We start from the raw sequence: 22,115 nt of genomic DNA on the forward strand, positions 1-22,115 counted from the left end.
CGCAGCGCCCGTTCTCCCGGGCGCGAGCACGCCGGGCCCGTCCGTACGGTCCGCCCGTACGGCCCTCCACGCACCGCGTCGACGCACGGCCCCGCGCACGGCGTCCCGCACCGCGTTCCCGCACGCTCCGCCGTACGGCACCCCCGCGCGCACCGTGCGCCGCGCGCGCTTCCCAGTCGTCACCCTCATTCCACTGGAGTCCCGCGATGGACCTTCCGTCCACGTCCAGTCCCTCCTCTCTCCGCACGATCGCCGTCGTCGGCCTCGGCACCATGGGCACCGGCATCGCCGAGGTCCTCGCCCGGGCCGGCCGCGAGGTCGTCGGCATCGACGTCAGCGAGACGGCCGCCCGCCGGGCCGTCGGGGCCCTCGCGGCCGCCACGGCGCGCTCGGTGGCCAAGCGCAGGCTCACCGAGCAGGAGCGCGAGGAGGTCCTCGCCCGCTTCCGCACCTCCACCGAGCTCTCCGCCGCCGCCGACGCCGACCTGGTCATCGAGGTGGTCCCGGAGGACTACGACCTCAAGCACCGGGTGTTCGGGGAGCTGGACGCGATCGTCCGCCCCGACACGGTCCTGGCCACCGGCACCAACGCCCTGTCGGTGACCCGGCTCGCCGCCGAGTCCCTGCGCCCCGAGCGGGTCCTGGGCCTGCACTTCTTCAACCCGGCCCCGGCGATGAAGCTCGTCGAGATCGTCTCCAGCGTCCTGACCTCGCCGCCGGCCGTCGAGGCGGTCACCGCCCTGGCCCGGGAGCTCGGCAAGGAGCCCGTGGCGGTCGGCGACCGGCCCGGCTTCGTCGCCGACGGCCTGCTCTTCGGCTACCTCAACCAGGCCGCCGCGATGTACGAGGCCAAGTACGCCTCCCGCGAGGATATCGACGCGGCGATGAAGCTGGGCTGCGGCCTGCCGATGGGCCCGCTCGCCCTGCTCGACCTGGTCGGCGTGGACACCGCGCGGACGGTGCTGGAGGCCATGTACGCCTCCTCCGGCGACCGGCTGCACGCCCCGGCCCCGATCCTGGGCCACCTCGTGGAGGCCGGCCTGACCGGGCAGAAGGCCGGCCGCGGCTTCTACACGTACGAGTCCCCGGGCAGCTCCGTGGTGGTCCGCGACCTCCAGACCCCGCTGGACGGGTCCCTGCTGGGCGCGGGCCGCCCGGTGCACTCCGTCGGCGTGGCCGGCTCCGGGACCATGGCGAGCGGTATCGCCCAGGTCTTCGCGCAGGCCGGCTACCCGGTGGTGCTGGCCGCCCGCAGCCAGGAGAAGGCCGAGGCCGCGAAGGCCGCGATCGGGAAGTCCCTGGACCGTGCGGTGTCCAGGGGCCGCCTGAGCGAGGAGGCCGCCGCGCAGACCCTGTCCCTGGTCACCCCGGCCGGCTCGCTGGAGGCCTTCGCCGAGGTGGACCTGGCCGTGGAGGCCGTCGCCGAGGACCTGGAGGTCAAGCAGCAGCTCTTCGCCGGCCTGGACAAGGTCTGCAAGCCGGGCGCGGTGCTGGCCACCACGACCTCCTCGCTGCCGGTGATCGCCGTGGCGCGGGCGACCGAGCGCCCGCAGGACGTGATCGGCATGCACTTCTTCAACCCGGCGCCGGCGATGAAGCTGGTCGAGGTGGTCCGGACCGTCCTGACGGCCGACGACGTGCACGCCACCGTCCGCGAGGTCTGCGGGAAGGTCCGCAAGCACGCGGTGGACTGCGGGGACCGGGCCGGGTTCATCGTGAACGCGCTGCTGTTCCCGTACCTGAACAACGCGGTCAAGATGGTCGAGCAGCACTACGCCAGCCTCGACGACATCGACGCCGCGATGAAGCTGGGCGGCGGCTACCCGATGGGGCCCTTCGAGCTCCTCGACGTGGTCGGCCTGGACGTGTCCCTGGCCATCGAGAAGGTGCTCCACCGGGAGTTCCGCGACCCCGGTCTCGCACCGTCCCCGCTGCTGGAGCACCTGGTCGCGGCGGGCTGCCTGGGCCGCAAGACCGGCCGCGGATTCCGTGAGTACGCCCGCCGGTAACCCGACGGGCCCTGAGCAGGATGCGTGGGGAGGGCTGCTCGGGTCCGCCGGACCCTCACGGCGGACACACCCTCCCGAGCCCAGTGCGGGCCCTCCCCCGCATCCACCCCCCTCCCACCCCCCTCCGGCGCGCGCGCCCGCGCGGATGAAGTACTTTCGCTCTATGTCCCAGCCCGCCAAGACCTCGTCCCGTTCCGCCTCGGCCTCCGACGCCCCGGAGGGGACGGCGGGCACCCGGGCGGCCGCCCAGCGTCTGAAAATGCGCCGCGAGCTCGCCGCGGCGGCCATGGAGCTGTTCGCGACGAAGGGGTACGAGGCCACGACGGTCGACGAGATCGCCGCGGCGGCCGGGGTGGCGCGCCGGACCTTCTTCCGGCACTTCCGCTCCAAGGAAGAGGCGATCTTCCCAGACCACGACGACACCCTGATCCGCGCCGAGGCGGTCCTGGACGTGGCCCCGGCGCACGAGCACCCGCTCGACACGGTGTGCCGGGGGATCAAGGAAGTCATGAAGATGTACGCCGCCTCGCCGGCGGTGTCGGTGGAGCGCTACCGGCTCACCCGCGAGGTGCCGGCGCTGCGGGAGCGGGAGATCGCCTCGGTGGCCCGCTACGAGCGGCTCTTCACCCGCTACCTGCTGGCCCACTTCGACGAGACCGACCACCACGACGGCAACGACGACCCGCTGCTGGCGGAGGTGGCCGCGTCGGCGGTGGTGACCGCGCACAACCACGTGCTGCGGCGCTGGCTGCGGGCCGGCGGGCAGGGCGACGTGGAGGCGGAGCTGGACCACGCCTTCGCGATCGTCCGCAAGACCTTCGGCTCCGGGATCGGCGCCGGCCGCACCCCGGGCGGCGGGGCGGCCCCCCGGGCGGCGGTGCGCACCGAGGGCGAGGTGCTCGTCGCGGTGGCCCGGACCGACGCCCCGCTCGACGAGGTCATGCGGACCATCGAAGAAGCGCTCAAGAACAAGTAGGCCGACCTCCTCGGCATCGAAAAGCGACCCTCGTCACAGCGGCCGCTCCCGTTCAGGGAGCGGCCGCTTTCGTTTGTCCGGGTTGCCCCTACTCGCGGGTAACTCTGATCGATCATCGCTCATCTGCGCAGGTCAATAGGCAAATGAGAGAAATTTTTGGCACGCAGTGCCTTGCCGAGTGACACGGGGTGCCATACGTTGAGTGCGTCCGGACGTCCCCGCGGTCCACGCCCACTCGGCACGGAACGCGCCCCGGATGCCTGCGTCACCAGGCCCCCGCCCGCCCCACCACAGGCGCGGCCGCACCACACAGCTCCGCCGGACCGACGGCACCCGCAGCACCCCGCCACACGCTCCCACGCCGCAAACGCGTACCCCTCAGCGCACCCTCGACCAGCGCTCAGCCGGAGGCAACACCGTGAAGGACATCCTGGACGCGATTCAGTCGCAGTCCGCCACCGCCGCAGACTTCGCGGCGCTGCCGCTGCCCGACTCGTACCGCGCGATCACCGTGCACAAGGACGAGGCCGAGATGTTCGACGGCCTCGCCAGCCGCGACAAGGACCCGCGCAAGTCCCTGCACCTGGACCAGGTCCCGGTGCCGGAGCTCGGCCCGGGCGAGGCCCTGGTCGCCGTCATGGCCTCCTCGGTCAACTACAACTCCGTGTGGACCTCGATCTTCGAGCCGGTCTCCACCTTCGGGTTCCTGGAGCGCTACGGCCGCCTCTCGGAGCTCACCAAGCGCCACGACCTGCCGTACCACGTCATCGGCTCCGACCTCGCGGGCGTCGTCCTGCGCACCGGCCCCGGCGTCAACTCCTGGAAGCCCGGCGACGAGGTCGTCGCGCACTGCCTCTCGGTCGAGCTGGAGTCCTCCGACGGCCACAACGACACGATGCTCGACCCCGAGCAGCGCATCTGGGGCTTCGAGACCAACTTCGGCGGCCTCGCCGAGATCGCCCTCGTCAAGTCCAACCAGCTGATGCCCAAGCCCGGCCACCTCAGCTGGGAGGAGGCCGCCTCCCCCGGCCTGGTCAACTCCACCGCCTACCGCCAGCTGGTCTCCAACAACGGCGCCGGCATGAAGCAGGGCGACAACGTCCTGATCTGGGGCGCCAGCGGCGGCCTCGGCTCCTACGCCACCCAGTTCGCCCTGGCCGGCGGCGCCAACCCGATCTGCGTGGTCTCCTCCCCCGAGAAGGCCGACATCTGCCGGGCCATGGGCGCCACCGCGGTCATCGACCGCAACGCCGAGGGCTACAGGTTCTGGAAGGACGAGCACACCCAGGACCCCAAGGAGTGGAAGCGCTTCGGCTCGAAGATCCGCGAGCTGACCGGCGGCGAGGACATCGACATCGTCTTCGAGCACCCCGGCCGCGAGACCTTCGGCGCCTCCGTCTACGTCACCCGCAAGGGCGGCACCATCACCACCTGCGCCTCGACCTCCGGCTACATGCACCAGTACGACAACCGCTACCTGTGGATGTCGCTGAAGCGCATCATCGGCTCGCACTTCGCCAACTACCGCGAGGCGTGGGAGGCCAACCGCCTGATCGCCAAGGGCAAGATCCACCCCACCCTCTCGAAGGTCTACTCCCTGGAGCAGACCGGCCAGGCGGCCTACGACGTCCACCGCAACCTCCACCAGGGCAAGGTCGGCGTCCTCGCGCTGGCCCCCGAGGAGGGCCTGGGCGTCCGCGACCACGAGATGCGCGCCCAGCACCTCGACGCCATCAACCGCTTCCGCAACATCTGAGACGCCCAAGGGCCAGAGGGACAGCCTGAGATGACAGAGCGCCAGAAAGACCGTCCGTGGCTCATGCGGACGTACGCCGGCCACTCCACGGCCGAGGCGTCCAACGAGCTGTACCGCCGCAACCTCGCCAAGGGGCAGACCGGCCTGTCGGTGGCCTTCGACCTGCCGACGCAGACCGGCTACGACCCGGACCACGTCCTCGCCCGCGGCGAGGTCGGCCGGGTCGGGGTCCCGGTCTCCCATCTGGGCGACATGCGGCGGCTGTTCCAGGACATCCCCCTGGAGCAGATGAACACCTCGATGACGATCAACGCCACCGCCATGTGGCTGCTGGCGCTCTACCAGGTGGCCGCCGAGGAGCAGGGGGCGGACGTCTCCCGGCTCCAGGGCACCACGCAGAACGACATCGTCAAGGAGTACCTCTCGCGCGGGACGCACGTCTTCCCGCCGGGACCGTCCCTCCGCCTGACGACGGACATGATCGCGTACACGGTCAACCACATCCCGAAGTGGAACCCGATCAACATCTGCTCGTACCACCTCCAGGAGGCCGGGGCCACCCCGGTCCAGGAGATCTCGTACGCGATGTCGACCGCGATCGCCGTCCTGGACTCCGTGCGCGACTCGGGCCAGGTCCCGGAGGATCGTTTCGGCGAGGTCGTCGCCCGTATCTCGTTCTTCGTGAACGCGGGCGTCCGCTTCATCGAGGAGATGTGCAAGATGCGCGCCTTCGGCCGCATCTGGGACCAGGTCACCCGCGAGCGCTACGGCATCGAGGACGCCAAGCAGCGCCGCTTCCGCTACGGCGTCCAGGTCAACTCCCTCGGCCTGACCGAGGCGCAGCCGGAGAACAACGTCCAGCGCATCGTCCTGGAGATGCTGGCCGTCACCCTCTCCAAGGACGCCCGCGCCCGCGCCGTGCAGCTGCCCGCCTGGAACGAGGCGCTGGGCCTGCCCCGCCCCTGGGACCAGCAGTGGTCGCTGCGCATCCAGCAGGTCCTCGCCCACGAGAGCGACCTGCTGGAGTACGAGGACATCTTCGCCGGCTCCCACGTCATCGAGGCCAAGGTCGACTCCCTGGTCGCCGACTGCCTGGCCGAGATCGACCGGATCCAGGAGATGGGCGGCGCGATGGCCGCCGTCGAGTCCGGGTACCTGAAGTCCCAGCTGGTCTCCTCGCACGCCGAGCGGCGCGCCCGGATCGAGTCCGGCGAGGACCGGATCGTCGGGGTGAACTGCTTCCAGCAGACCGAGGAGAACCCGCTCACCGCCGACCTCGACGGCGCCATCATGACGGTGGACCCGGCGGTCGAGGAGCTGACCGTCGAGCGGATCCGGCGCTGGCGCTCCGAGCGCCAGGAGGGCTCGGACCGCCAGGGCGGTGGCGACCCGTTCGTCTTCCCGACCGTCGACCAGACCCTGGAGCGGCTCAAGGAGGCCGCCGCCGGCACCGACAACCTCATGGAGGCCACCCTCGAGTGCGCCCGCGCCGGGGTCACCACCGGCGAGTGGGCGAACGCCCTGCGCGAGGTCTTCGGCGAGTTCCGCGCTCCGACCGGGGTCTCCTCGGCCCCGGTGGCCGTCGCCGCCGAGGAGGGCACGCCGCTGGCCGCGGTCCGCGAGAAGGTCGCCCGGACGGCGGACGAGCTGGGCGCGGGCCGGCTGCGCCTGCTGGTCGGCAAGCCCGGTCTCGACGGGCACTCCAACGGCGCCGAGCAGATCGCCGTCCGGGCCCGCGACGCCGGCTTCGAGGTGGTCTACCAGGGCATCCGGCTGACGCCGGAGGAGATCTCGACGGCGGCGCTGGCCGAGGACGTGCACTGCGTGGGACTGTCCATCCTGTCCGGTTCGCACAGCGCGCTCGTCCCGGACGTCCTGGAACGCCTGCGCACGGCGGGGGCGGGCGACATCCCCGTCATCGTCGGGGGCATCATTCCGAACGCCGACGCCGTGACCCTGAAGGAGGCGGGGGTGGCCGCCGTGTTCACCCCCAAGGACTTCGGCATCACGGAGATCATCGGACGTATCGTCGACGAGATCCGCACGGCCAACAAGCTCCACCCCCTCACCATCGCAGAAAGCACGGAGGTCCCCGCATGACCACGCCCTCTTCCCCGGTCAACCGGCTGCGCCCGCGCCGTTCCTGCCTCGCGGTGCCGGGTTCCAACCCCCGGTTCCTGGAGAAGGCCCAGGGCCTGCCGGCCGACCAGGTCTTCCTGGACCTCGAGGACGCCTGCGCGCCGCTCGCCAAGGAAGGCGCCCGCCACACGATCGTGGACGCGCTGAACAACGGCGACTGGACCGGCAAGACCCGCGTGGTGCGCGTCAACGACTGGACCACCCACTGGACGTACCGCGACGTCATCACGGTCGTCGAGGGCGCCGGCCAGAACCTCGACTGCATCATGCTGCCGAAGGTCCAGGACGCCCAGCAGGTCGTGGCGCTCGACCTCCTGCTGACCCAGATCGAGAAGACGATGGGCTTCGAGGTCGGCAAGATCGGCATCGAGGCGCAGATCGAGAACGCCAAGGGCCTGGTGAACGTCGACGAGATCGCCGCCGCCTCGCCGCGCCTGGAGACCATCATCTTCGGCCCGGCCGACTTCATGGCCTCGATCAACATGAAGTCCCTGGTCGTGGGCATGCAGCCGCCCGGCTACCCGGCGGACGCCTACCACTACATCCTGATGCGGATCCTGATGGCGGCCCGTACGCACAACCTCCAGGCGATCGACGGCCCCTTCCTCCAGATCCGCGACGTGGACGCCTACCGCGAGGTCGCCGGGCGCGCCGCCGCCCTGGGCTTCGACGGCAAGTGGGTGCTGCACCCGGGCCAGGTCGACGCGGCCAACGAGGTCTTCTCCCCCTCGCAGGAGGACTACGACCACGCCGAGATGATCCTCGACGCGTACGACTGGTGCACCTCCGAGGCGGGCGGCAAGAAGGGCTCCGCGATGCTCGGCGACGAGATGATCGACGAGGCCAGCCGCAAGATGGCCCTGGTCATCGCGGGCAAGGGCCGGGCCGCCGGCATGGAGCGCACCACCAAGTTCGAGATCCCGGAGGCCTGAGCCCCATGCAGTTCGGACGCACCTACGAAGAGTTCGAGGTCGGCGCGGTCTACAAGCACTGGCCCGGGAAGACGGTCACGGAGTACGACGACCACCTCTTCTGCCTGCTGACCATGAACCACCACCCGCTGCACATGGACAGCAATTACGCCGAGAACACGACCGACTTCGGCAAGAACGTCGTCGTGGGCAACTACATCTACTCCCTGCTGCTGGGCATGTCCGTGCCGGACGTCTCCGGGAAGGCCATCGCCAACCTGGAGATCGAGTCCCTGCGGCACGTGGCGCCGACCTTCCACGGCGACACGATCTACGGCGAGACCACGGTCCTCGACAAGACCCCGTCGAAGTCCAAGGACGACCGCGGGATCGTCTACGTGGAGACCAAGGGCTACAAGCAGGACGGCACCCTCGTCTGCGTCTTCCGGCGCAAGGTGATGGTCCCGACCGAGACGTACATCAAGGCGCGCGGCGGCGAACAGCCCGGCCGGCCCGAGCTGAAGGAACAGGGGAAGTAGCCATGGCCCGACTCGCCCAGACCGCCGGGCTCACGGACGTCCAGCAGGAGATCCTGAAGACCGTCCGCGAGTTCGTCGACAAGGAGATCATCCCGGTCGCGACCGAGCTGGAGCACCGCGACGAGTACCCGCAAGCGATCGTCGACGGGCTCAAGGAGCTCGGCCTCTTCGGCCTGATGATCCCCGAGGAGTACGGCGGCCTGGGTGAGTCGCTCCTCACCTACGCGCTGTGCGTGGAGGAGATAGCACGCGGCTGGATGTCCGTCTCGGGCATCATCAACACCCACTTCATCGTGGCGTACATGCTCAAGCAGCACGGCACGCAGGAGCAGAAGGAGTACTTCCTCCCGCGCATGGCGCTGGGCGAGGTGCGCGGCGCGTTCTCGATGTCCGAGCCGGGGCTGGGCTCCGATGTGTCGGCCATCACGTCCAAGGCGGTCAAGGACGGCGACGAGTACGTCCTGAACGGCCAGAAGATGTGGCTGACGAACGGCGGCACCTCGACGCTGGTCGCCGTCCTGTGCCGGAGTGACGAAGGACACCCCGAGGGCACGGCCCCGCACAAGTCGATGACCACCTTCCTCGTCGAGAAGGAGCCGGGCTTCGGGGAGGTCCGTCCGGGCCTGACCATCCCGGGCAAGATCGACAAGATGGGCTACAAGGGCGTCGACACCACCGAGCTGATCATGGACGGACTGCGCATTCCGGCCAATCGGGTCCTCGGCGGGCAGACGGGCCGAGGGTTTTACCAAATGATGGACGGCGTCGAGGTCGGCCGGGTCAACGTGGCGGCCCGTGGCTGCGGCGTCGCTCAGCGTGCGTTCGAGCTGGGTGTCTCCTATGCCCAGCAACGTCACACTTTCGGCAAGGCGATCGCCCAGCACCAGGCCATTCAGTTCAAGCTGGCCGAGATGGCTACCAAGGTCGAAGCCGCCCATGCCATGATGGTGAACGCAGCACGCAAAAAGGACTCCGGGGAACGAAACGACCTCGAAGCCGGGATGGCGAAGTACCTCGCGTCCGAATACTGCAAGGAGGTCGTCGAAGATGCCTTCCGCATCCACGGCGGCTACGGATTCTCGAAGGAGTACGAGATCGAGCGCCTCTACCGGGAGGCCCCGATGCTTCTGATCGGTGAAGGTACCGCCGAGATCCAGAAAATGATCATCGGGCGCCGCCTGCTCGAGGAGTACCGGGTCCAGGGCTGAAAGTCCCTTTTGCGGTGATTCATCCCACGGTTTTCCGTGGGAGGGTCACCGCCAGTCACTGGCTGGGGGCCATCGACTCGGCTTCTGGCTTGCCCAGTTGTTGCGCGCAACCGATAGCATTCCAGTAAAGCCGCCGTCCCGTCCCCCCGTTTGCGGCGCGGCAATCACCCGCTACGAAGGTCATCCATGCCCCACAGCCAAACCTCTGCACCTCGCGACAGCCGACTCGGCGTACGCCTCGCGCGCGGAGCATCGCCGTGGCTTCTGCCGACCGTTGCCACCGCGGCCCTCAGCCTCTCCCGGGCCCGCAAGTCCGGGCGCTGGGCCGCGGTGGCCGTGCCCACCACCGCGCTCGCGGCGGGCATGCTGTGGTTCTTCCGCGACCCCGAGCGCGAGATCGCCCAGGGCCGCGTCATCTCGCCCGCCGACGGTGTGGTGCAGAGCATCATGCCGTGGAAGGACGGGCGCACCCGCGTCGCGATCTTCATGAGCCCGCTGAACGTCCACGTCAACCGCGCGCCGCTGGCCGGCACGGTGACGTCCGTGGAGCACATTCCCGGCGGGTTCGTCCCGGCGTTCAACAAGGAGAGCGAGAACAACGAGCGCGTCGTCTGGCACTTCGACACCGAGCTCGGCGACATCGAGATGGTGCAGATCGCCGGCGCCGTCGCCCGTCGCATCGTCCCGTACCTGCCGGCCGGCACCAAGGTGGAGCAGGGCGAACGCATCGGTCTGATCCGCTTCGGCTCCCGCGTCGACATCTACCTCCCGGAGGGCGTCGAGGTCGCGGTCGAGGTCGGTCAGGCCACCACCGCGGGGGTGACCCGAATTGACCGTGACTGACCCCGAGACTCCTGCCACCGGCTGGGTGCCCGAGTCCGCCCCGGAGGAGTCCGCCGAGGACGACATGCCGCTCTCGCTGCGGCTGTCGATAGCGGACACCCTCACCCTGGGCAACGCGACCTGCGGATTCATGGCGGTGTACTTCACCACCACCGGGATCCTCATCCCGCACCTCACCGGCAGCGGCGAGTCCGGCATGGCCCGGCACAGCGCGGCGACCGCGGTGATACTGATGCTGCTCGCGGCGGTCTTCGACCTCTTCGACGGCATCGTGGCCCGCAAGCTGCGCAGCTCCCCGATGGGCGCCGAGCTGGACAACCTGTCCGACCTGATCAGCTTCGGCCTCGCGCCGGCGTACTTCGTGCTGGTCTACGGCATGGTCGCCGACGACGCGCACCAGAAGGTGTCGGCGCTGGCGGCGATCGTGGTCCTGCTGGCGGTCGTGCTGCGCCTGGCGAGATTCAGCTGCGTGACGATGAAGGACGGCATGTTCCAGGGCATGCCGAGCCCCTTCGGCGCGCTGACGGTCGTCTCGATCGTGCTGCTGGAGCTGCCGTTCGTGCCGACCCTGCTGGCGATCGTGGGCGTGGCCTGGCTGATGGTGAGCCGGGTCGAGTACCCGAAGCCGCGAGGTGCCCTCGCGGCGGCGATGCTGAGCTGGATCGTCGGGGCAATGGGCCTCCTCGCCGCCTGGGCGTTCGACGCGCCGGGCGGGCAGCTGCTGCTCCAGACGGGCTGCGCGCTGCAGATCGCCCTCGCGGCGACGATCCCGCTGTTCGCGACGACGCGGCGGGCGAACACGTTCCGCCACAACCGGCGCGAGGCGCGGGCGGCGCAGCTGCCGTAGCGCGGCCGCGCATCGGTCTCGAAGGCCCCGGGGTGCCACTGGCCCCCCGGGGCCTTCGCCGTTCCCGGGCGTCGCCGGGAGGGGGCGACCGCTGCACGGGGCCCGCCCCCGCCCCCGGGACGGTTAGCCTTGATGTCGGAAAACCGCCAGCCCCGCACCCCCACGGGCCGAGATGCTGGAGCCATGTACACCGACACCGACCGCTGCTTCAGGGCCGTGCAGTCGAAGGACGCCCGTTTCGACGGGTGGTTCTTCACCGCGGTCCGGACGACCGGCATCTACTGCCGGCCCAGCTGCCCGGCCGTGCCGCCCAAGGTCGAGAACATGACCTTCCTGCCCAGCGCCGCCGCCTGCCAGCAGGCCGGGTACCGGGCCTGCAAGCGGTGCCGCCCCGACACCAGCCCCGGGTCGCCCGAGTGGAACGCCCGCGCCGACGCCGTCGCCCGCGCCATGCGGCTCATCCAGGACGGGGTCGTGGACCGCGAGGGGGTCCCCGGGCTCGCCGCCCGGCTCGGGTACTCCGCCCGGCAGGTCGAGCGGCAGCTGAACGCCGAGCTCGGCGCCGGCCCGCTCGCCCTGGCCCGCGCCCAGCGCGCCCAGACCGCCCGGCTGCTCATCGAGACCTCCGAGCTCCCGATGGGCGACGTGGCCTTCGCCGCCGGGTTCTCCTCCATCCGGAACTTCAACGAGACGGTGCGCGAGGTCTTCGCCCTCACCCCCGGCGAGCTGCGCACGCGGGCGGGCCGGCGGAGCACGGGGCGGGACGAGCCGCGGATCCCCGGGACCATCAGCCTGCGGCTGCCCTACCGGGCCCCGCTGAACCCCGACAACCTCTTCGGACACCTCGTCGCCACCGCCGTCCCCGGCGTCGAGGAGTGGCGCGACGGCGCCTACCGGCGGACGCTCCGGCTCCCCCACGGCTCCGGGATCGTCGCCCTGACCCCCGGTCCCGACCACATCGGCTGCCGGCTCGCGCTGACGGACCTGCGGGACCTGACCATCGCCATCAGCCGCTGCCGCTGGATGCTCGACCTGGACGCCGACCCGGAGGCCGTGGACGACCAGCTGCGCACCGACCCGCTGCTGGCGCCGCTCGTGGACAAGGCGCCCGGGCGCCGGGTGCCCCGTACCGTCGACGCGGCGGAGTTCGCCGTACGGGCGGTCCTCGGCCAGCAGGTGTCCACGGCCGCCGCGCGGACCCACGCGGCCCGCCTGGTGACCGCGTACGGGGAGCCCGTCGAGGACCCGGGGGGCGGGCTGACCCACCTGTTCCCCTCCCCCGGGGCGCTCGCGGGCCTGGACCCCGAGGCGCTGTCCATGCCGCGCAGCCGCCGCGCCACGCTCACCACCCTCGTCGCGGCCCTGGCCGACGGCTCCCTCCCGCTGGGCATCGACAGCGACTGGGAGGCGGCCCGCGCCCGGCTCGGCGCCCTGCCCGGGTTCGGGCCGTGGACCACCGGGATCATCGCGATGCGCGCGCTGGGCGACCCGGACGCGTTCCTCCCGTCGGACCTCGGGGTCCGCAAGGCCGCCCGGGGGCTGGGGCTGCCGTCCACGCCCGCGGCGCTGACCGCCCGCGCGGCCGGCTGGCGGCCCTGGCGCGCGTACGCCGTCCAGTACCTGTGGGCGACGGACGACCACCCGATCAACCGCATGCCCGTCGATCCCGCACCCCCCGCGGCACCCGTACCCTCCGCAGCACCCGTGGCACCCGTGGCACCCGTAGCACCCTTCGAAGGAGCACCGTCGTGAGCAGCGCCAGCAGCAAGCACCACACCGTCGTCGACAGCCCCTACGGGGCGCTCACCCTCGTCGCCACGGACGGCGTCCTCAGCGGGCTGTACATGACCGGCCAGCGCCACCGCCCGGCCGAGGAGTCCTTCGGCGAGCGCGTCGCGCAGGAGGAGGAGCCGTTCCCGGAGGTGGTGCGGCAGCTCGCCGCGTACTTCGCCGGGGAGCTGACCGAGTTCACCGTCCCGGTCCGGCTGGAGGGCACCGCCTTCCAGCGCAGCGTCTGGGAGCAGCTCGTCCGGATCCCGTACGGGCAGACCTGGTCGTACGGGCGGCTCGCGGCGGAGCTGGGCAAGCCGGGCGCCTCCCGTGCGGTCGGTCTGGCCAACGGGAAGAACCCGGTCGGGATCATCGTGCCCTGCCACCGCGTGATCGGCGCCTCGGGCTCGATGACGGGCTACGGCGGCGGGATCGAGCGCAAGGTGCGGCTGCTGGAGTTCGAGGGCGGCGTCCGGTAGGGGTCAGACCACGGCCAGCGGGACCAGGAGCGCGAAGCCCGCGCCCGCCTCGACGGCGTAGGCGTACAGCGAGGGGTGCTGGACCGGCGCGGCGAGCAGGACCACGCTCTGCTGGGTCGCGGCGGCCTTCACCCAGTCGTCGTCGGCGCCGAGCCGGCCCTGGTACCAGCCCTCGCACGGGCCGGGACCGGTGACGGCGAGGACGTCGTCCTCCCGGCGGTAGAAGGCCTGCCAGCCCTCCGCGGGCGCGGCCCAGGCCTCGAAGTCCTCGAAGGAGGCCCAGCCGCCCTCGCGTATCGCCGTGTCGAACAGCCAGACCGGCATCCCCTCCGGGGAGAGCTCACCGCCCGACTGCTCTTCGGTGGTGAAGTGGACCATGGGGAGGGCGTCGGGGCCGTCGGCCGTGCTGGGCCAGGCGTACATCGTGATCATCTGTAGATTCTGCCCTGGGTGGAGGGGTTCGGGACAGGCCTGGTCTCGGGTGGCGTCAGGTGTTCGCGGGGCGCCGGCCGTTCTCGAGTTCGACGGTCCCCTCGCCCGACTCCAGGACGCGGCAGGCCTCTTGGGTGCGCCGGCCGAGCGATCCGAGGAGGTACGCGGGGAGTTCGGCGGGCTCGACGAGCTTCCAGGAGAGCAGCTCCTCCTCCTGGAGGGTGAGGGAGGCCAGCTGTCCGGCGTCGAGCACGCCGCCGTCGTAGAGGTAGGCGACGAGCGGCGGGCGGCCCTCGCCCACGCTCCAGTCGACGGCGAGGAGCCGGCCGAGGGGGAGGTCGAGGCCGATCTCCTCGGCGCTCTCGCGGCGGGCGGCGGTGCGCGGGGACTCGTTGAGGTCGGATTCGACGGTGCCGCCCGGCAGGGCCCAGCCCTCACGGTAGTTGGGCTCGACGAGCAGGACCCGGCCCTGCTCGTCGCGGTAGAGGGCGGCCGCGCCGGCCAGCACCCGGGGCAGGCTCGCGATGTAGGTGGCGTAGTCATCCGTGGTGGTCACGCCGCCACCCTAACGGGCGGTCCGGGACCCCGGTCGGGGCGGCCCTGCGGCTCACCCCTGCGGGTCCGGTCGGTCCTCGCGGTCGCGTCCGCGCTCCGCGGCGGCGCGGCGCGGCCGGTGGTGGCGGTCGTGGCCGGCCTCCTCGACGGCCTCGCCCACCATGGCCCGTACGGCGTCGCGCAGCCCGTGCAGGGCGGGGTGGCGGGCCGGTCCGGCGCCGGGGTCCTCGCGCAGTTCGCGCAGCAGCGCCCAGCACAGCAGGAGCATGACGACGACGAAGGGCAGGGCGACGAGGATGGTCGCGGTCTGGAGGGACTTCAGGCCGCCCGCCACGAGCAGGACGGCGGCGACGGCGGCCATCAGGACGCCCCAGGTGACGACCAGCCAGGTGGGCGGGTGCAGGGAGCCGCGGCTGGTGAGGGAGCCCATGACCAGGGAGGCGGAGTCGGCGCTGGTGACGAAGTAGGTCATGACCAGCACCATGGCCACCCATGAGGTGAGGGTGCCGAGCGGGAGGGCGTCGAGCATCGCGAAGAGCGAGGCCTCGGCGCCCTCCTTGGCCTTGGAGGCGAGGTCGGCGGCCCCGGTGGAGTCCAGGCGGATGGCGGTGCCGCCCATGACGCAGAACCAGACGACGGTGGCGCCGGAGGGGATGAGCAGCACCCCGATGAGGAACTCGCGGATGGTGCGGCCGTGGGAGATCCGGGCGATGAAGGTGCCGACGAAGGGGGCCCAGGAGAGCCACCACGCCCAGTAGAAGATCGTCCAGGCGCCGAGCCAGGTCCGGTCGGTGAAGGCACCGGTGCGGCTGGCCATGGGCAGCAGTTCGTGCAGGTAGCTGCCGACGCTGGCGGGGATCACGTCGAGCACGTAGACGGTCGGGCCGAGGAGGAAGACGAAGGCCATCAGGGCGGCGGCGAGGACGACGTTGAGGGTGCTGAGCCATTTGACGCCCTTGTGCAGGCCGGAGAAGGCCGACAGGACGAAGGCGGCGGAGAGCGAGCCGATGATGGTCAGCTGGACGCCGGTGGAGTCCTCGATGCCGGTGGTGATGCCGAGGCCCTGGGAGACCTGGAGGGCGCCGAGTCCGAGGCTGGTGGCGGTGCCGAAGACGGTGGCGAACACGGCGAGCAGGTCGACGGCCCGGCCGGGCCAGCCGGCGGCCCGGCGGGCGCCCATGAGGGGGACGAAGGCGGAGCTGAGCCGGTTGCCGCGGCCCTTGCGGAACGTGGCGTAGGCGAGGGCGAGGCCGGCGATGCCGTAGATCGCCCAGGGGGTGAGCGTCCAGTGGAAGAAGGAGTAGTCGAGGGAGGCGCGGGCCGCGTCGCCGGTGCGGGGCGCGGCTCCGCTGGCGGGGGGTGGGGCGAGGTAGTGGGTGAGGGGCTCGCCGACGCCGTAGAACATCAGGCCGATGCCCATGCCGGCGCTGAACATCATCGCGATCCACGCGAGGTTGCCGAACTCGGGCTCGGAGTCGTCGGCGCCGAGCCGGATCCGGCCGAAGCGGCTGACGGCGAGGACCACGCACAGGACGAGGAAGACGTCGGCGGCGGTCACGAAGAGCCAGGCGAAGTTGTCCAGCACCCAGGCGAGCGCGGAGCCGGAGGCGGAGTCGAAGGACTCCTTGCCGAGGGCCGCCCAGGCGACGACGGCCAGCACGGCGGCCACTCCTGCGGTGACGACCGTCCGGTCGGGGCTGCCGTCCGGCGCGCCGCCGGACCCCGCGCCGGAGGCGTCCGGAGGTGCCTGTTCCAGTGATTCCGCGCTCATGCGGCCACACTATGCAGCGATATATCCCTATTTAGACACATGGCACGCCGCATGTGGCCCAGGCCACTCATGGGCATAGGAGGATCCTCCGGATAAGCTCATGGTGGCGCGACTGCACTGTTCGATAGCAAGGGATTAGCAAGGTGACGGACGGAGCAGTAACTGAGGCCGCGCGCGTGCTCATCGCCGCGGACAAATTCAAGGGCTCGCTCACGGCCGTTCAGGTCGCGGAGCGGGTGACGGCCGGCCTTCGCAGGGCCGTACCCGGCGTGGAGGTCGAGACCCTCCCCGTCGCGGACGGCGGCGACGGCACGGTCGCGGCCGCCGTGGCGGCCGGGTTCGAACGCCGGGAGGTCCGGGTCACCGGTCCCGTCGGCGAGCAGGTCACGGCCGCGTTCGCGTTCCGGGACGGCACCGCCGTGGTCGAGATGGCCGAGGCCTCCGGGCTCCAGCTGCTCCCCGCGGGCACCTTCGCCGCGCTGACGGCGACCACGTACGGCTCCGGCGAGCTGCTGAAGGCCGCGCTGGACGCGGGCGCGCGCTCGATCGTCTTCGGCGTGGGCGGCAGCGCCACCACCGACGGCGGCGCGGGCATGCTCGCCGCGCTGGGCGCGGTGTTCCTGGACGCGAACGGCGAACCGGTGGGCCCGGGCGGCGGCGCGCTGGCGTCGCTGGCGTCGGCGGACCTCACCGGGATCGACCCGCGCTTCGCGGACGCGGACTTCGTCCTGGCGAGCGACGTGGACAACCCGCTGACCGGCCCCAAGGGCTGCGCCGCGGTGTACGGCCCGCAGAAGGGCGCCTCGCCGCAGGACGTGGCGACGCTGGACGCGGCACTGGGCCACTACGCGCAGGTGCTGGAGAAGGCGATCGGCCCCAAGGCCGCCGAGCTCGCCGCCTCCCCCGGTGCGGGCGGCGCGGGCGGCATCGGCTACGGCGCGCTGCTGCTGGGCGCGAGCTTCCGCCCGGGCATCGAGCTGATGCTGGAGGTGCTGGGCTTCGCCCCGGCGCTGGAGCGGGCCACGCTGGTGATCACCGGTGAGGGCTCCCTGGACGAGCAGACCCTGCACGGCAAGGCCCCGGCCGGTGTCGCGGCCGCGGCGCGGGCCGCCGGCAAGCCGGTGGTGGCGGTGTGCGGCCGGCTGCTGCTGGGCCAGGAGGCCCTGGAGGCCGCCGGCATCCGCAAGGCGTACCCGCTGACGGACCTGGAGCCCGACCCGGCCAAGTCCATCCCGAACGCCGGCCCGCTGCTGGAGCGCGTCGCGCAGAACATCGCCGCCGACGTCCTGTAGGTCCCCGGCTCCGTGGCCCGGCGCCCCCGCGGGGGTGCCGGGCCACGGCCGTGTCCGGGGGCGGCCCGCGGGCGGCGCATCCGCTACGCGGGCCCGGCCGCGGCCAGCAGGCCGGCGGTGGTGGTCACCCGGGCGAAGCCGCCGCCGTGGAGGTTGACGGCGGTGGCGGCGGCCAGCTGGTCGGCGGTGAGGGCCCGGCCCTCCGGGCCGGCGAGGTCGAAGGTGTGGGTGGCGTCCAGCGGGACGAGCACCTCGTAGCCGAGGTTCCCGCCCATCCGCGCCGTGGTCTCGACGCACATGTTGGTCTGGATGCCGACGACCACCAGCTGGCGGATCCCCCGGTCCTCCAGCCAGTCCGCGAGGTCGGGGGTGCCGTAGAAGGCCGAGTTGACGGTCTTGGTGATCAGGAGGGACTCCTGCCCGGTCCGCTCGGCGACGAAGTCCTTGAAGGCGTATCCAGGATGGTCGGCGGCCAGGACGGAGCCGGGCCGCAGCGAGGCGTGCCGGACCAGCACCACCGGGCGGCCGGACTCCTGCCAGGCGTCCATCAGGGCGGCGATGTTGTCCTCGGCCTCCGGGTTGTTGCGCGGCCCCCAGAAGGAGGCCTCGTCGAAGCCCTTCTGCACGTCGATGACGATCAGGGCACTGTCGGGGGCGATCTCGATCGCGTTCTCGGTCATGGATCGATCATGTCCGCCGGGGTCCCGGCGCCCCAGGGGCTGCGGGGACGGCGAACGATGGGATCCTGCCAGGCTGGCAGGATCACCCGGGCGGTCTCTGGCAGAGTGGCCGCATGCACCGCGTCGCGATCGTCGCCCAGCCCGGGATCCGCGCCTTCGACCTCGCCGTCATCACCGAGGTCTGGGGGCCCGACCGCAGCCGCTCGGGCGTGCCCCCGTTCGAACTGCGCCGCTGCGCGCTGGAGCCCGGGCCGATCACGCTGCCCGGCGGGCTCACCCTCGCCCCCGACCGGGGCCTGGACTGGCTCGACGAGGCCGACCTGGTCGTCGTGCCGGCTCTGGCGGAGCCCTCGGACCCGACGCCCGGGCCGGTGCTGGCCGCCCTGCGCCGGGCCCACGCCCGGGGGGTGCCGGTGGCCGCGCTGTGCGCGGGCGCGTTCGTCCTGGCCGAGGCGGGGCTGCTCGACGGGCGGCGGGCGGTGACGCACTGGTGGCTGGCCCCGCAGCTGGCCGCCCGCCACCCGGCGGTGCTGGTGGAGGAGGCCCCGCTCTTCGTGGAGGACGACGGGCTGTGGACCTCCGCCGGAGTGGCCTCGGGCATCGACCTGTGCCTGCACCTGGTGCGCGAGGCCCACGGCGCGGAGGCCGCCGCCGCCATCGCCCGTTCGATGGTGACCGGCCCCTTCCGCACCGGGGACCACGCCCAGTACCTGGACCGGCCCACCCCGGCCGCCGACCGGACCGCCGAGGCGCTGGCCGCCGTGCGCCAGCAGGCCCTGCGCCGGCTGCACGAGCCGCTGGACGTGGCCACGCTGGCCCGCTGGGCGGGGATGTCCCCGCGCTCCTTCGCCCGGCACTTCGCCGCCTCGACCGGGACCACGCCCCACAAATGGCTGCTGAGCCGCAGACTGGACGAGGCCCGCAAGCTCCTGGAGCGCACCGACCATCCGGTGCCCGAGGTGGCCCGCCGGGCGGGGTTCGCCAGCGAGGTCACCTTCCGCCAGCACTTCCGGGCGGCCTTCGGGCGCGGGCCCCGCGCGTACCGCACGGCGGCCGCCAACGCTCCCCTGACCGGTGACAGTGTTAGAAAGGGCTCATGACCGGACGTTCGGGTCGGAACAGGGAGGCGCGGCCGGCGAGCCTGCTCGCGCGCCTCTCCCTGGCCCGGGACAGTCTCGCCGGTCAGGTGTTCTCGCTCCAGGCCCTGATCGTGCTGCTGCTGATCACGGCCGCCGCCCTCGCCCTGGTGTTCCAGGCCCGCTACGACAGCGAGAAGGACGCCCGCAACCGCTCGCTCGCCGCCGCCGAGGCCTTCGCCCGCGCGCCGGGACTGCCCGCCGCCCTGGAGTCGGCGAACCCCACCGCCGAGCTGGAGCCCCTGGCCGACGGCGCCCGCAAGGCCTCCGGGCTCGACTTCATCGCCGTCATGACCCCGGACGGGATCCGCTACACCGACTCCCGCCCCGAGCTGATCGGCAAGCGCGCCACCGGCGACTTCGCCCGGGCCGCCGCCGGGCAGTCCTTCACGGAGGTGTTCCGGGGCGCCCCCAGTGACGCGGTCCGCGCCGTGGTCCCCGTACGGGACGCCCGGGGCAAGGTGGTCGGGCTGGTCTCCACCGGCATAGAGATCGAGAACGTCGGCCATACCGTCGAGGGCCAGATCCCCCTGCTGATCGGCGCCGCCCTGGGCGCCCTGCTGCTGGGCACCGCCGGCGCCGCGCTGGTCAGCGGGCGGCTGCGGCGCCAGACACGGGGCCTGGGCGCCGCCGAGCTGGCGCGGATGAACGAGCACCACGAGGCGGTGCTGCACGCCGTGCGCGAGGGCGTGCTCATCGTGGACGCCGACCACCGGCTGCTGCTCGCCAACGACGAGGCGCGCCGGCTGCTCGACCTGCCGGCCGACGCAGAGCAGCGGCACGTCGGCGAGCTCGGCCTCGATCCGGGCATCGCCGAGCTGCTGCTGTCCGGGCGGGTGGCGACCGACGAGGTCCACCTGGCGGGCGACCGGCTCCTGGCCCTCAACGTGCGGCCCACCGCGCCCTTCGGCGGGCGGCTGGAGGGCAGCGTCATGACCCTGCGCGACACCACCGAGCTCGCCTCGCTCTCCGGCCGCGCCGAGGTGGCCCGCGAACGGCTCCAGATGCTCTACGACGCGGGGGTGCGCATCGGCACCACCCTGGACGTGGTGCGCACGGCGGAGGAGCTGTCCGAGGTGGCCGTGCCGCGCTTCGCGGACTTCGTCACCGTCGAGCTGCTGGAACCGGTGCTGCGCGGGGACGAGCCCTCGCCGGTGGAGGGCATGCACACCCGGATGCGGCGGGCGGCGATGAGCGGGGTGCGCACCGACCAGCCGCTCCAGCCGGTCGGGGACACGATCTTCTTCGCGGTGCCGACGGCTCCGATGGCGGCGGCCCTGGACGCCGGGCACGCCGTGCTGGCCGCCGATCTGCACGCCGCGATGGGCTGGCGGGCGGCCGACGCGCCCGGGACCCGGGTGGCCCTGGAGTACGGGTTCCACTCGCTGATCTCCGTACCTCTCCAGGCGCGGGGCGTGGTGCTGGGCATGGCGAACTTCTGGCGGGCGGCGGACACCCCGGAGTCCTTCGACGAGGAGGACCTCTCCTTCGCGGAGGAACTGGGGGCGCGCGCGGCCGTCTCCATCGACAACGCCCGCCGCTTCACCCGCGAGCACGCCACCGCCGTGACCCTCCAGCGCAGCCTGCTGCCGCGGGTGCTGCCCGACCTGAGCGCGGTGGAGACCGCCTTCCGGTACCTGCCGGCGAAGGCGGGGGTGGGCGGGGACTGGTTCGACGTGATCCCGCTGCCGGGGGCGCGGGTGGCGCTGGTGGTGGGCGACGTGGTCGGGCACGGGGTGCACGCGGCGGCCACGATGGGCCGACTGCGCACGGCCGTGCACAACTTCTCGACGCTGGACATGCCGCCCGACGAGCTGCTGAGTCACCTGGACGAGCTCATCGACCGGATCGACCAGCTGGAGAGCGGCGGGGAGGCCGGGGGCGCGGAGCCCGGCGCCGGGCTCGGCGACGGGGCCGAGGAGCCGGCCGGCATCACGGGCGCCACCTGCCTGTACGCCGTCTACGACCCGGTGTCGGGGCACTGCGTCATGGCCAGCGCCGGCCATCCGGGGCCCGCCCTGGTCCACCCGGACGGGCGGGTGGAGTTCCCCGAGCTGCCCACGGGGCTGCCGCTGGGCGTGGGCGGGATGCCCTTCGAGGCGGCGGGGCTGATCCTGCCCGAGGGCAGCCGGCTGGTGCTGTTCACGGACGGGCTGCTGGAGGACCGCGACCGGGACTTCGACGCCGGGCTGGAGCTGCTCGGCCGGACCCTGGCCCAGCCGGGCCGCAGCCCCGACCAGGCCTGCGCGGACGTCCTCGCGGCGATGCTCTTCCCCGCCCCGAGCGACGACATCGCGCTGCTGATCGCCGAGGCCCGGCGGCTGGACCCGCGGCGGATCGCGGAGTGGGAGGTGCCCGACGACCCGGCGGCCGTCTCCCGGGTGCGCCGCGCGGCGGCCGGACAGCTGGAGGCGTGGGGGCTGGAGGAGCTCTCGTTCACCGCCGAGCTGGTCCTCAGCGAGCTGATCACCAATGCCATCCGGTACGGGAACGAGCCGATCCGGGTCCGCCTGCTGGACGACCGGAACCTGATCTGCGAGATCTCCGACGGCAGCAGCACCTCCCCGCACCTGCGGTACGCGGCCACCACCGACGAGGGCGGCCGGGGGCTGTTCCTCGTCGCGCAGTACGCGGAGCGCTGGGGCACCCGCTACACGCAGCGGGGCAAGGTCATCTGGGCGGAGCTGTCGCGCTCGGCGGGCGCGGAGCCGCCGCTGCCGCTCGACCTGGACCTGGACGCCCTGGGCGACCTGGCCTGGTGACCCGCCGGGC

The 22,115-nt window shown here is 72.4% G+C and carries 17 protein-coding genes and 1 pseudogene; 14 read left to right on the plus strand and 4 right to left on the minus strand.

Annotated features, from left to right (window positions below; translation table 11 throughout):
• The first annotated feature begins 206 nt into the window (after positions 1–206).
• The 11 genes and pseudogenes from ACIRBY_RS17595 to ACIRBY_RS17645 all read left to right on the plus strand — a co-directional run bounded on the left by ACIRBY_RS17595 (position 207) and on the right by ACIRBY_RS17645 (position 13,477).
• Complete coding sequence (locus ACIRBY_RS17595) at positions 207–2,009, plus strand: 3-hydroxyacyl-CoA dehydrogenase family protein (protein WP_403901419.1); 1,803 nt, start codon at positions 207–209, stop codon at positions 2,007–2,009.
• Positions 2,010–2,172: 163 nt separating this feature from the next.
• The gene (locus ACIRBY_RS17600; RefSeq protein WP_403901421.1) at positions 2,173–2,985 is read left to right on the plus strand and encodes a TetR family transcriptional regulator; all 813 of its coding nucleotides are present in this window, start codon (positions 2,173–2,175) and stop codon (positions 2,983–2,985) included.
• Positions 2,986–3,403: 418 nt separating this feature from the next.
• Positions 3,404–4,741: a crotonyl-CoA carboxylase/reductase gene (gene ccrA, locus ACIRBY_RS17605; RefSeq protein ID WP_403901423.1), complete on the plus strand. Its 1,338-nt coding sequence runs from the start codon at positions 3,404–3,406 to the stop codon at positions 4,739–4,741.
• Between the two features lie 30 nt (positions 4,742–4,771).
• On the plus strand, positions 4,772–6,841 hold the full coding sequence (locus ACIRBY_RS17610) for a protein meaA (RefSeq protein WP_403901424.1): 2,070 nt from the start codon (positions 4,772–4,774) through the stop codon (positions 6,839–6,841).
• Complete coding sequence (locus tag ACIRBY_RS17615; protein WP_403901426.1) at positions 6,838–7,812, plus strand: HpcH/HpaI aldolase/citrate lyase family protein; 975 nt, start codon at positions 6,838–6,840, stop codon at positions 7,810–7,812. The genes ACIRBY_RS17610 and ACIRBY_RS17615 overlap by 4 nt, the downstream gene beginning before the upstream one ends.
• A 5-nt stretch (positions 7,813–7,817) precedes the next feature.
• Positions 7,818–8,330, plus strand: a complete 513-nt coding sequence (locus ACIRBY_RS17620) for a MaoC family dehydratase (protein ID WP_042811289.1) — start codon at positions 7,818–7,820, stop codon at positions 8,328–8,330.
• A 2-nt stretch (positions 8,331–8,332) separates the two neighbouring features.
• Positions 8,333–9,538 carry an acyl-CoA dehydrogenase family protein gene (locus ACIRBY_RS17625; RefSeq protein ID WP_403901427.1) on the plus strand — a complete coding sequence of 402 codons (1,206 nt, stop codon included), beginning with the start codon at positions 8,333–8,335 and terminating at the stop codon, positions 9,536–9,538.
• Between the two features lie 186 nt (positions 9,539–9,724).
• A complete protein-coding gene (locus tag ACIRBY_RS17630; RefSeq protein ID WP_403901428.1) occupies positions 9,725–10,381 on the plus strand; it encodes a phosphatidylserine decarboxylase in 657 nt (218 codons plus the stop codon).
• Positions 10,368–11,228, plus strand: coding sequence for a CDP-diacylglycerol--serine O-phosphatidyltransferase (gene pssA, locus ACIRBY_RS17635; RefSeq protein WP_237293154.1), 861 nt, complete (start codon positions 10,368–10,370; stop codon positions 11,226–11,228). The genes ACIRBY_RS17630 and pssA overlap by 14 nt, the downstream gene beginning before the upstream one ends.
• A gap of 183 nt (positions 11,229–11,411) precedes the next feature.
• Positions 11,412–12,890, plus strand: a pseudogene (locus ACIRBY_RS17640) (AlkA N-terminal domain-containing protein); the annotation flags it as partial.
• 86 nt (positions 12,891–12,976) lie between these two features.
• Positions 12,977–13,477 (plus strand): methylated-DNA--[protein]-cysteine S-methyltransferase, encoded by a 501-nt coding sequence (locus tag ACIRBY_RS17645; RefSeq protein ID WP_403901430.1) that lies wholly within the window; start codon positions 12,977–12,979, stop codon positions 13,475–13,477.
• Positions 13,478–13,480: 3 nt separating this feature from the next.
• On the opposite strand, the gene ACIRBY_RS17650 is transcribed toward ACIRBY_RS17645, so the two are convergent.
• The 3 genes from ACIRBY_RS17650 to ACIRBY_RS17660 are packed head-to-tail and all read right to left on the minus strand — an operon-like array spanning position 13,481 to position 16,235.
• Complete coding sequence (locus ACIRBY_RS17650; RefSeq protein ID WP_366452972.1) at positions 13,481–13,909, minus strand: hypothetical protein; 429 nt, start codon at positions 13,907–13,909, stop codon at positions 13,481–13,483.
• A gap of 55 nt (positions 13,910–13,964) precedes the next feature.
• Positions 13,965–14,465 (minus strand): NUDIX domain-containing protein, encoded by a 501-nt coding sequence (locus ACIRBY_RS17655; protein WP_403901432.1) that lies wholly within the window; start codon positions 14,463–14,465, stop codon positions 13,965–13,967.
• 51 nt (positions 14,466–14,516) lie between these two features.
• Positions 14,517–16,235 (minus strand): BCCT family transporter, encoded by a 1,719-nt coding sequence (locus tag ACIRBY_RS17660; RefSeq protein ID WP_403901434.1) that lies wholly within the window; start codon positions 16,233–16,235, stop codon positions 14,517–14,519.
• Between the two features lie 143 nt (positions 16,236–16,378).
• Here ACIRBY_RS17660 and ACIRBY_RS17665 point away from each other — a divergent pair, with 143 nt between their 5' ends.
• Positions 16,379–17,527 carry a glycerate kinase gene (locus ACIRBY_RS17665; protein ID WP_403901436.1) on the plus strand — a complete coding sequence of 383 codons (1,149 nt, stop codon included), beginning with the start codon at positions 16,379–16,381 and terminating at the stop codon, positions 17,525–17,527.
• An 83-nt stretch (positions 17,528–17,610) separates the two neighbouring features.
• Here the strand turns inward: ACIRBY_RS17665 and ACIRBY_RS17670 are convergent, their stop codons facing one another.
• Entirely contained in the window at positions 17,611–18,207 is a 597-nt protein-coding gene (locus tag ACIRBY_RS17670) for a cysteine hydrolase family protein (RefSeq protein WP_403901437.1), read from the minus strand.
• Positions 18,208–18,320: 113 nt separating this feature from the next.
• On the opposite strand from ACIRBY_RS17670, the gene ACIRBY_RS17675 reads away from it, so the two are divergent.
• The gene (locus ACIRBY_RS17675) at positions 18,321–19,307 is read left to right on the plus strand and encodes a GlxA family transcriptional regulator (RefSeq protein ID WP_403901439.1); all 987 of its coding nucleotides are present in this window, start codon (positions 18,321–18,323) and stop codon (positions 19,305–19,307) included.
• Positions 19,304–22,105: a SpoIIE family protein phosphatase gene (locus ACIRBY_RS17680; protein ID WP_403901440.1), complete on the plus strand. Its 2,802-nt coding sequence runs from the start codon at positions 19,304–19,306 to the stop codon at positions 22,103–22,105. The genes ACIRBY_RS17675 and ACIRBY_RS17680 overlap by 4 nt, the downstream gene beginning before the upstream one ends.
• Positions 22,106–22,115 lie beyond the last annotated feature (10 nt).

The sequence above is a fragment of the Streptomyces sp. NPDC096136 genome, assembly GCF_044763325.1.
Taxonomy (GTDB): Bacteria; Actinomycetota; Actinomycetes; order Streptomycetales; family Streptomycetaceae; genus Streptomyces.